Annotated in this window: 10 protein-coding genes; 5 read left to right on the top strand and 5 right to left on the bottom strand. The window is 30.5% G+C overall.

What is annotated here, in order from left to right; all coding sequences use genetic code 11:
* Nucleotides 1-32 precede the first annotated feature (32 nt).
* From ABY298_RS12525 to ABY298_RS12515, 3 genes are all read right to left on the bottom strand, one after another.
* Nucleotides 33-647: a LemA family protein gene (locus tag ABY298_RS12525; RefSeq protein ID WP_372746401.1), complete on the bottom strand. Its 615-nt coding sequence runs from the start codon at nucleotides 645-647 to the stop codon at nucleotides 33-35.
* A gap of 75 nt (nucleotides 648-722) precedes the next feature.
* The gene (locus ABY298_RS12520; RefSeq protein WP_372746400.1) at nucleotides 723-1,055 is read right to left on the bottom strand and encodes a MerR family transcriptional regulator; all 333 of its coding nucleotides are present in this window, start codon (nucleotides 1,053-1,055) and stop codon (nucleotides 723-725) included.
* Nucleotides 1,055-2,026, bottom strand: coding sequence for a M23 family metallopeptidase (locus ABY298_RS12515; RefSeq protein WP_372746399.1), 972 nt, complete (start codon nucleotides 2,024-2,026; stop codon nucleotides 1,055-1,057). Before ABY298_RS12515 ends, ABY298_RS12520 begins: the two co-directional genes overlap by 1 nt.
* A 133-nt stretch (nucleotides 2,027-2,159) precedes the next feature.
* Here ABY298_RS12515 and alaS point away from each other — a divergent pair, with 133 nt between their 5' ends.
* Nucleotides 2,160-4,772 carry an alanine--tRNA ligase gene (alaS, locus tag ABY298_RS12510; protein WP_372746398.1) on the top strand — a complete coding sequence of 871 codons (2,613 nt, stop codon included), beginning with the start codon at nucleotides 2,160-2,162 and terminating at the stop codon, nucleotides 4,770-4,772.
* A 95-nt stretch (nucleotides 4,773-4,867) separates the two neighbouring features.
* Nucleotides 4,868-5,812: a GSCFA domain-containing protein gene (locus tag ABY298_RS12505; RefSeq protein WP_372746397.1), complete on the top strand. Its 945-nt coding sequence runs from the start codon at nucleotides 4,868-4,870 to the stop codon at nucleotides 5,810-5,812.
* Nucleotides 5,813-5,869: 57 nt separating this feature from the next.
* Here ABY298_RS12505 and ABY298_RS12500 read toward each other — a convergent pair whose 3' ends face one another.
* Nucleotides 5,870-6,181: a rhodanese-like domain-containing protein gene (locus tag ABY298_RS12500; protein WP_372746396.1), complete on the bottom strand. Its 312-nt coding sequence runs from the start codon at nucleotides 6,179-6,181 to the stop codon at nucleotides 5,870-5,872.
* Nucleotides 6,182-6,491: 310 nt separating this feature from the next.
* Between ABY298_RS12500 and ABY298_RS12495 the strand changes: the two genes are divergently transcribed.
* The 3 genes from ABY298_RS12495 to ABY298_RS12485 all read left to right on the top strand — a co-directional run bounded on the left by ABY298_RS12495 (nucleotide 6,492) and on the right by ABY298_RS12485 (nucleotide 9,604).
* Nucleotides 6,492-7,265, top strand: a complete 774-nt coding sequence (locus tag ABY298_RS12495; RefSeq protein ID WP_372746395.1) for a M48 family metalloprotease — start codon at nucleotides 6,492-6,494, stop codon at nucleotides 7,263-7,265.
* Between the two features lie 270 nt (nucleotides 7,266-7,535).
* The gene (gene gpmI / locus ABY298_RS12490; protein ID WP_372746394.1) at nucleotides 7,536-9,053 is read left to right on the top strand and encodes a 2,3-bisphosphoglycerate-independent phosphoglycerate mutase; all 1,518 of its coding nucleotides are present in this window, start codon (nucleotides 7,536-7,538) and stop codon (nucleotides 9,051-9,053) included.
* 23 nt (nucleotides 9,054-9,076) lie between these two features.
* Nucleotides 9,077-9,604, top strand: coding sequence for a thioredoxin family protein (locus ABY298_RS12485; protein WP_372746393.1), 528 nt, complete (start codon nucleotides 9,077-9,079; stop codon nucleotides 9,602-9,604).
* Nucleotides 9,605-9,683: 79 nt separating this feature from the next.
* On the opposite strand, the gene ABY298_RS12480 is transcribed toward ABY298_RS12485, so the two are convergent.
* Nucleotides 9,684-9,935: acetyl-CoA hydrolase/transferase C-terminal domain-containing protein (locus tag ABY298_RS12480; RefSeq protein WP_372746392.1), on the bottom strand; the 252-nt coding region annotated here is incomplete at its 5' end.

The following is a 9,935-nucleotide window of genomic DNA, read 5'->3' as shown; positions in this document are numbered from 1 at the left end:
CGTGGCTGTTAAAAAATCTTCAACTTTAGACATTATTCTTTATCGTTATTACCAAAATCAAATTCAACATCTGGTGCATTTTCAGCGCCTGCCTCAGCATCAAAATATGGTTTTCCATCAAAATTAAAGAAGCCTGCCAAAATATTATTTGGAAATGTTTTTACTTGATTATTAAATGGTTTAATAGCTTCGTTATAACGTGTACGAGCTGTTAAAATTTGATTTTCAGTACTTGTTAATTCATCTTGTAATTTTAAAAAGTTTTGATTTGCTTTTAAATCTGGATAACGTTCTACAGTTACTAATAAACTTTTTAAAGCTCCGCTTAAACCACCTTGTACTTGATTAAACTGTGCTAATTGTTCTGGTGTAATGTTAGATGGATCTATATTTACTGATGTTGCTTTTGCACGCGCTTCAATAACCTGAGTTAAAGTTTCTTTTTCATAATCTGCAGCTCCTTGAACTGTTTTTACAAGGTTTCCAATTAAATCGCTTCTACGTTGGTATGCTGTTTGCACATTTCCCCAACTTTCAGAAACATTTTCGTTTAATTGAATTGTATTATTATAAAATCCTTTTACCCAACTATATCCACCAAATATTAATAAGGCAATTATTATTACAGGAATTAACCACTTTTTCATTGTTTTCTATTTTAAAGTTATATTTTATTAGTTGATTGAAACTTAAATTTGTTACTAATTTATAAAAATTATTTTTTAAGATATTTCATTCTTAATTTTAATAAGCTCTGCTTTTATTTTTTCTAAGCGCATAATTATTTCATAATTACCTTCCATATTTTTTGGATTCTCTTTCATTTTAATTTTAGCACCTTCTAAGGTAAAACCTTTTTCTTTTACTAAATGATAAATTAATTGCAGGTTTTTAAGATCTTCTTGCGTAAACAAGCGATTCCCTTTTTTGTTTTTTTTGGGTTTTAAAATATCAAATTCTTTTTCCCAAAAACGAATATGAGAAGTGTTTAGATCGAAGGCTTTTGCAACTTCTCCTATTTTATAATATCTTTTTTCTGGTAAATTTATATGCATTAGTCTAAAGATTGTCCTTCAATTTCAGCAGCTTTTTGCATCGCCGCAAATTCTTCAGGAGATAAGTTACCGTAATAAAAGTTAATAGGATTTATACGCGTTCCATTTTTAAATATTTCATAGTGTAAATGTGGCGCTTGTGAACGTCCAGTATTACCAACAAAACCAATTAAATCACCTCTTTTAACTCTTTGCCCTTGTTTCACATTGTAATTACTTAAATGGGCATATAGTGAAACATACCCAAAACCATGGTTTATTCTAATATGTTTTCCGTAACCAGCAGAATTTTGATCGGCTCGCTCAATAACTCCATCACCAGATGCATAAATTGGAGTTCCTTTTGGAGATGTAAAATCCATTCCCCAATGCATTTTTCTGGCTTTGGTAAAAGGGTCAGATCGCCAACCGTACCCAGATGCCATTCTTGTTAAATCTTGATTTTTTACAGGTTGAATTGCAGGAATTGCTGCTAATAGTTTTTCTTTATTTTCAGCTAATTTTACAATTTCATCTAAAGATTTTGATTGCACATAAAGTTGTTTCGATAATATATCCATGTTTTTAGTAACATCAATAATCATTTCAGAATTATCAAAACCTTCTAATGCTTTATACCTATTTACACCACCAAAACCAGCTTTTCGTTGCTCATTTGGAATAGGATTTACCTCAAAATAAAGTCTGTATATGTTATTATCTCTCTCTTGTATATCTTCTAAAATCTTTTCTAATTGAACAATTTTTTTATTATGCAATTGCTCATTTAACTTCACAAATTCCAATTCTCGTTTTAATTCTTTTTCTTTTGGAGAATCAAAAAACTGCGTTAAAACAACATAACCAAGTATCATAAACATAATAGCAGATACTAGTGCCAATGATATTCTTTTTAAAATATCACTTATTTTAGACTTTATCTTTTTATAGGAAAGTGTATCAGAATCGTAATAATATTTTACTTTCGCCATTGTTATTAAATTATATTATTTTTGCACCGTAATTCGCAATCTTATTTTTTAATATTGCGTTACAGAATTAACAAAATTACGAAATGTTTTACAAAAGGAATCATACTCCTTTTTTTTAGTAAATAATTAACAGATGAAATCACAACAAATACGTCAACAATTTTTAGATTTTTTTGCTTCTAAAAAACACCAAATAGTGGCATCTTCACCAATGGTTTTAAAAAACGATCCAACATTAATGTTTACAAATGCTGGAATGGTACCTTTTAAAGAATACTTTTTAGGTCAGAAAACAGCCACTGAAAAACGTGTTGCAGACACCCAAAAATGTTTACGTGTTTCAGGAAAACATAACGATTTAGAAGAGGTTGGTAAAGATACTTACCACCACACTATGTTTGAAATGTTAGGAAACTGGAGCTTTGGCGATTATTTTAAAAAAGAAGCCATTTCTTGGGCTTGGGAATTATTAACTGAAGTATATAAAATTGATAAAGATTGTTTGTATGTTTCTGTTTTTGAAGGATCGGATGATGACGGATTAGGATACGACCAAGAAGCATATGACTTATGGAAACAATTTATTGACGAAGACCGAATTATAAACGGAAATAAAAAAGATAATTTTTGGGAAATGGGCGCACAAGGTCCGTGTGGTCCTTGTTCAGAAATCCACGTAGATATTAGATCTGCTGAAGAAAAAGCAAAAATACCTGGTAAAAGTTTAGTTAATAATGATCATCCGCAAGTAGTAGAAATTTGGAACCTAGTATTTATGGAATTTAACCGTAAAGCTGATGGATCTTTAGAAAAATTACCTGCAAAACATGTTGATACAGGAATGGGCTTTGAGCGCTTGTGTATGGTGTTGCAAAATGTACAATCTAATTATGATACCGATGTTTTTACACCATTAATTAGAGAAGTTGAAGCTATTACAAGCAATGAATATGGTGTAAATGAACAAACTGATATTGCCATTCGTGTAATTGCAGACCATGTAAGAGCGGTTGCTTTTGCTATTGCCGATGGACAATTACCATCTAATACTGGCGCAGGCTATGTAATTCGCCGTATTTTAAGAAGAGCAATCCGTTACGGATTTACTTTTTTAAACACAAAAGAACCTTTTATTTACAAATTAGTAACCACGTTAAGTAAACAAATGGGAGACTATTTCCCTGAGTTAAAAATCCAAAAACAATTAGTAACCAACGTTATAAAAGAAGAAGAAAATTCGTTTTTAAGAACATTGGATCAAGGTTTATTATTACTTGACGGAATTATAAAAAACACCAAAGGATCAGAAGTTTCTGGTAAAAAAGCCTTTGAATTATTTGATACGTACGGTTTTCCTATCGATTTAACAGCCTTAATCCTTTCTGAAAAAGGAATGACGTTAAATGAAAACGACTTTAATAACGAACTGGAAAAACAAAAAACCAGATCAAGAGCTGCTGCAGTTGTTGAAACAGATGATTGGGTTATTTTAGATGAAGATCCAGAAGAAGAATTTATTGGTTACGACACATTGGAAGCAAATGTGAAAATTACGCGTTACCGCAAAGTTTCATCAAAAAAAGAAGGAGATTTTTATCAATTAGTATTTAACATGACTCCTTTTTATCCAGAAGGTGGTGGACAAGTTGGTGATAAAGGTTATATTCAAGTAAGTAACGGAAACGTAATTTATATTGTTGATACTAAAAAAGAAAATAATTTAATTATTCATTTTGCCGAAAACTTACCAGTAGATCCAACGCAAAAATTAAAAGTTGTAGTAGATAGTAAACAACGTTTTAGAACTGCTTGTAACCACTCTGCCACCCATTTATTACACCAAGCTTTACGCGAAGTTTTAGGAACACACGTTGAGCAAAAAGGATCTGCAGTACATTCAAAAAATTTACGTTTCGATTTTTCTCACTTTGCAAAATTAACTGTTGATGAATTACGTGAAGTTGAAGATTTTGTAAATGCCAGAATAGATAGTAAAATTCCGTTAAAAGAATTTAGAAACATACCAATGGAAACTGCGCTAGAAAAAGGCGCAATGGCTTTATTTGGTGAAAAATATGGCGATACAGTTCGTGCTATTCAATTTGGCCAATCGGTAGAATTATGTGGTGGAACACACATTCAAAACACAGGAGATATTTGGCATTTTAAAATTACATCAGAAAGTGCAATTGCATCTGGAATAAGACGTATTGAAGCCATTACTGGAGACGCTACCAAAGATTTCTATTTTGAAAATAACAGAGCATTTTTTGAAATTAAAGATATGTTGAAAAATCCTGTAAATCCGTTAAAAGCAGTTTTAGATTTACAAGAAGAAAATTCAGTATTAAAAAAACAAATTGAAGTTTTATTAAAGGATAAAGCTAAAAACTTAAAAGGCACTTTAATTAATGAAGTTGAAACTATTAATGGAGTAAACTTTTTAGCTAAAAAACTAGATTTAGACCAAAATAGCATTAAAGATTTGGCTTTTGAAATTGGTAACCAAGTTGATAATTTATTTTTATTAGCTGGTGCTGAAGCAGATGGAAAAGCATTTTTAACCTGTTATATTTCTAAAAATTTAGTAGAAGATAAAAAATTAAATGCCGGACAAGTTGTTAGAGAATTAGGAAAACTAATTCAAGGCGGCGGCGGCGGACAACCATTTTTTGCTACTGCAGGAGGTAAAAACCCAGCAGGAATTGAAGAAGCTTTACATAAAGGAAAAGAATATATTTTATAATTTATTCAACATCGTTACCCTAAACTTGTTTCAGCATCTTTTAATGAGATACTGAAACAAGTTCAGCATGATGATAATTGTACAATTCAACTAAAATGAATTTCAGAACCAACATACAACTAAAAAAAGAAGATAATCAAATAGATTATAACTCAAAATTAGTGTTAATAGGTTCGTGTTTTTCAGAAAATATTAGCACTAAATTAAGTTACTATAAATTTAAAACGCATAGCAATCCGTTTGGTATTTTGTTTAACCCAATTGCTATTGAAAAACTGATTTATAATGCTATTAACCTACAAAAATATTCAGAAAAGGATACTTTTCAATTAAATGAACGTTGGCATTGTTTTGATGCGCATTCCGATTTAAGTGCTGTAAAAAAAGAAGATTTATTACATAATTTAAATAGCGCTATTAAATTAACGCATGAACATTTAAAAAACGCCAGCCACTTAATTATTACCTTAGGAACGGCATGGGTTTATAGGTTTATTGAAACAGAAAAAATTGTTGGAAACTGCCACAAAGTCGCTCAAAAAAAGTTTTTAAAAAAAATGCTTTCTGTTGATGAAACTTCTGCTTCAATACAAAATATAAGTTCACTTATTAAAGAGATTAATCCCACAGCAACTATTATTTTTACTGTAAGTCCGGTGAGGCATTTAAAAGATGGTTTTATAGAAAACACATTAAGTAAAGCACATTTAATTACTGCAATTCATCAATTAATAGAAAATAATAATCAATTGTACTATTTTCCTTCATATGAAATTATGATGGACGATTTACGCGAGTATCGTTTTTATGCAAATGATATGGTGCATCCAAATGAAACTGCCATAAATTATATTTGGGAACAATTTCAAAACGTTTGGATTGATGAAAAAACCAAGGCTGTTCAAAAAGAAGTTGAAACCATTCAAAGAGGATTGGCACATAAACCATTTAACTCTAACTCGGAGCAACATAAACAATTTCTTTTAACCTTAAATAAAAAGATTGAAGTTTTAAATAAAAAATATACTATTACTTTTTAACTAAAAAAGAGAAGCTCTTTGCTTCTCTTTTTTAATATTTAGGTTTTATAAAATTTTTTATTTTACAAATTTAGCTACATTTTGCCAAGGGCCTCCATTAATTACATCTACACCTTGTTGCTTTAAAAACGACGTTGCTTGTCCGCTTCTAGCTCCGCTTCGGCAAACTGCAATTATCTTTTTATTTAAGCCTTTAATTTCTTTAACTTTTCCTGGAATTACATTTAATACAATATTTTTAGAGCCATTTACGTGGCCACTTTCAAATTCTTCTACTGTTCTAACATCAATTACAACAGCACCTTCTTTTAAATATTCTTCAATTGGCGAACCTTCGTTACCACCACCAAATAATCCGAAAAAACTCATCTTAAACTATTTTAAATTTTGCGCAAATATAAGTTATAAAATTATAAATACGGTAACACCTGTTACTAATTGTTTTTTAAAAAAAGCTTTAATCAACTTTCAACAAAATAGTTATCACCTTCATTATGTTTAAGTTGCACTTAATTTTTTCAGTCATTTATAGGTTGTTTTTAATTTCAACTTATAGCGTAATTAAAACAATGTTTATTTATAAAAGCGCCTCTTTTTTATACTTTTTTTTATTAAAAAAAGAGGTATTGTTCAAAACTATTTTAGGTTGTATATTTACAACTATACAGAAACTAAAAAAATGAAAAGAGGAAATTCTAAAGTAAAACTACTAATAGGCGCCGCAATTATTTTGTTTGGTGTTTTTAAATATTATTCTAATAGTGAAGTAAACGAGTATACCGGAAAAAAACAACATATTTCAATTTCTACAGAAGATGAAATTGCAATAGGCTTACAATCTGCACCGGAAATGGCACAACAACATGGCGGTTTATATCCCGATCAAAAATACCAACAATTTGTAGACATGGTTGGGCAAAAATTAGTAAATAATAGCATTGCTAAACAAACCAATTATAAATATGATTTTCATTTACTAAAAGACGGACAAACAATTAACGCATTTGCCTTACCTGGCGGACAAATATTTATAACCTATGCCTTGTTTTCAAAACTTGAAAATGAAGATCAACTGGCAGGAGTTTTAGGACATGAAATTGGTCATGTAGTTGGCCGTCATTCTGCAGAGCGTATGGCTAAACAAGGTTTAACACAAACTTTGGTAAGCGGTGTTGCTGTTGGTTTTGATCCAAATACCGCGCAAGGTGCTGCAGCTATTGCTAATGTAATTAACATGAGTTATGGAAGAGATGATGAATTGGAAAGTGACGATTTAGGTGTTCGGTTTATGATTGATGCTGGTTATAATCCTGCTGAATTAATAGGCGTTATGGAAATTTTAAAAGCTGCTGCTGGACCAAACAGAACTCCTGAAAGAATGAGTACACATCCAGATCCCGAAAATAGAATTGAAAAAATTAAAGAAGCTATTGAAAAGTATAGCAACAAATAGGTTGTTATTTTAATACTTGGTAGTTAGTATTTAATAATTGTAGCTGATATTTAATACTGTCTTTTTTTATTGCTTTATCAATTTTCAACTTCGGTCTTTAATCTATTATCTACTAACTTTTATATTTAACCTTTTGACCTTCAGCATATCAACCATTAACTTCATCTCGCAATCGTTTTAGTAATTTTATATAGAATTTAACTCCTAAAAATAAGACTCTTAAGTTGAATACTTCGTATATTTGGACTTCAAAATTAAATAGATTTTAGAATGAATAAGAAAGTAATTTTAATGATTTTAGATGGATGGGGAATTACTCAAGACCCTAAAGTTTCAGCAATTTTTAATGCTAAAACTTCCTATATAGATAATTTATACAACCAATACCCAAATGCTAGTTTAAGAACTGATGGTGAACACGTTGGCTTACCAGAAGGACAAATGGGAAATAGTGAAGTTGGTCATATGAATTTAGGAGCTGGTAGAATTGTTTACCAAAACTTAGTTAGAATTAATATGGCTGTAAAAAACAAAACTCTTGGTCAAGAGCAAGTTTTATTAGATGCATTAAAATACGCTAAAGAAAACAATAAAAGCATTCATTTATTAGGTTTACTTTCTAATGGTGGTATTCACTCGCACATAGATCATTTAAAAGGTATTTTAGATGTAGCTGCAGAAAATAATGCTAAAAATGTGTATTTACATGCGTTTTCTGATGGTAGAGATTGCGATCCAAAATCAGGAAAATTCTTTGTAAATGACATTCAAGAGCATATGGCAAAAACTACTGGAGAAGTTGCAACTATTACCGGAAGATATTTTGCAATGGATAGAGATAAACGTTGGGAACGCGTAAAAATTTCTTACGATGCAATGGTAAATGCAATTGGAACAAAATCTACAAATGCTTGTGAAACCATTGAGCAAAGTTATGCTGATGGTGTTACTGATGAGTTTATTAAACCAATTATTATGACCAATGCTGATGGAACTCCAAAAACACAAATAAAAGCTGATGATGTTGTAATATTCTTTAATTACAGAACCGATAGAGGTCGTGAGTTAACTGAAGTGCTTACACAACAAGATTACCCAGAGTTTGGTATGAAAACATTACCACTTCATTATGTAACTATTACAAATTACGACGAAACTTATAAAGGAATTAACGTAATTTACAATACCGACAATTTAGTTGATACATTAGGAGAGGTTTTAGAAAAAGCAGGAAAAAAACAAATTAGAATTGCTGAAACTGAAAAATATCCGCACGTAACCTTTTTCTTTTCTGGAGGTAGAGAACAAGAATTTGAAGGTGAAAAACGATTATTATGTCCATCACCAAAAGTTGCAACTTACGATTTAAAACCAGAAATGAGTGCATATGAAATTCGTGATGCAATTATTCCTGAATTAAATAAAAAAGAAGTTGATTTTGTGTGTTTAAACTTTGCAAACGGTGATATGGTTGGACATACTGGAGTTATGGAAGCCGCTATTAAAGCCTGTGAAGCTGTAGATGAATGTGTGAAAGATGTAGTTACAGCTGCCAACGCAAATGATTATACAACTTTAATTATTGCAGATCACGGAAACTGTGAAACTATGATGAATCCTGATGGTTCACCTCATACATCACATACTACAAATCCAGTTCCTTTTATTTTAGTTGATAAAGATTTGAAAAAAATTGAAGATGGTGTTTTAGGTGATATTGCTCCAACAATTTTAAAATTAATGGGTGTTGAACAACCAAAAGCAATGACTAGACATTCATTAGTATAATTTGTTTTTAAAACTTTAATAAAATGAAGAGGCTATTATTTTTAGTAATTATTGTGAGTGCGTTTAGTTGTTCATCAAAAAAAATTGTGGTGAATGCAACTGAAGACGCTGCTGGAAATTTAGTTGGAATTGCCAACAAGGAAAGTTTTCAAACAGCTCCTTTTAACACTTGGTTTCAACCAAATTACGATAGTTACCAATTAAATACTGAAGTTGTTGAAACCTTAAAGCCGCTGCTTAAAAACGTAACTATAAAAGCTTTTATGGGAACTTGGTGTGGTGACAGTCAACATCAAACACCCGTTTTTTATAAAATTTTAGATGCTGCTGAATTTAATTATAAAAATTTAGAATTGGTAACTGTAAACAGAGGTAAATCAACTCCCGATAATTTACAAGAAGGTTTTGATATACAAAGAGTACCAACATTTATTTTCTTTAAAAATGGAAAAGAAATTGGTCGTTTTGTTGAATACCCAAGAGAAACAGTTGAAAAAGATATGTTAAAAATTGTAAGTGGAGAACCTTATAAACACTCTTACCAAGATTAATTTATTTAAATTATAAAAATAAAAAAGCCGTTAACTCAACAATAGAGATAACGGCTTTTTATTTATAATAAAAACACTCTTATTTTGTAGCTTCAAAGTACTCTTTTTCCATACTTTCTCTAAAATCTGGATGTGAAATTTTAATTAATTCCGCAACACGCTGATTAATTGTTTTTCCATACAAATCGGCAACACCATATTCCGTAACTACATATTGCACATGAGCTCTTGTAGTTACAACACCAGCACCTTTATTTAAAAAAGGAACAATTCTACTAATTCCTTTATTTGTAACTGACGGCAAGGCAATAATCGCTTTTCCTCCTTCACT

Source organism: Lutibacter sp. (assembly GCF_041596795.1).
GTDB lineage: Bacteria > Bacteroidota > Bacteroidia > Flavobacteriales > Flavobacteriaceae > Lutibacter.
Note: the sequence above shows the minus strand (reverse complement) of the source record. Positions and strands in the feature narration are given on the sequence as shown.

Bases quoted from the DNA above. Each gene is read 5' to 3' on its own strand.
- ABY298_RS12500 (WP_372746396.1), bottom strand. From the start codon at position 6,181: ATGAGTTTTTTCGGATTATTTGGTGGTGGTAACGAAGGTTCGCCAATT.
- ABY298_RS12520 (WP_372746400.1), bottom strand. From the start codon at position 1,055: ATGCATATAAATTTACCAGAAAAAAGATATTATAAAATAGGAGAAGTT.
- alaS (WP_372746398.1), top strand. From the start codon at position 2,160: ATGAAATCACAACAAATACGTCAACAATTTTTAGATTTTTTTGCTTCT.
- ABY298_RS12515 (WP_372746399.1), bottom strand. From the start codon at position 2,026: ATGGCGAAAGTAAAATATTATTACGATTCTGATACACTTTCCTATAAA.
- ABY298_RS12495 (WP_372746395.1), top strand. From the start codon at position 6,492: ATGAAAAGAGGAAATTCTAAAGTAAAACTACTAATAGGCGCCGCAATT.
- ABY298_RS12485 (WP_372746393.1), top strand. From the start codon at position 9,077: ATGAAGAGGCTATTATTTTTAGTAATTATTGTGAGTGCGTTTAGTTGT.
- gpmI (WP_372746394.1), top strand. From the start codon at position 7,536: ATGAATAAGAAAGTAATTTTAATGATTTTAGATGGATGGGGAATTACT.
- ABY298_RS12525 (WP_372746401.1), bottom strand. From the start codon at position 647: ATGAAAAAGTGGTTAATTCCTGTAATAATAATTGCCTTATTAATATTT.
- ABY298_RS12505 (WP_372746397.1), top strand. From the start codon at position 4,868: ATGAATTTCAGAACCAACATACAACTAAAAAAAGAAGATAATCAAATA.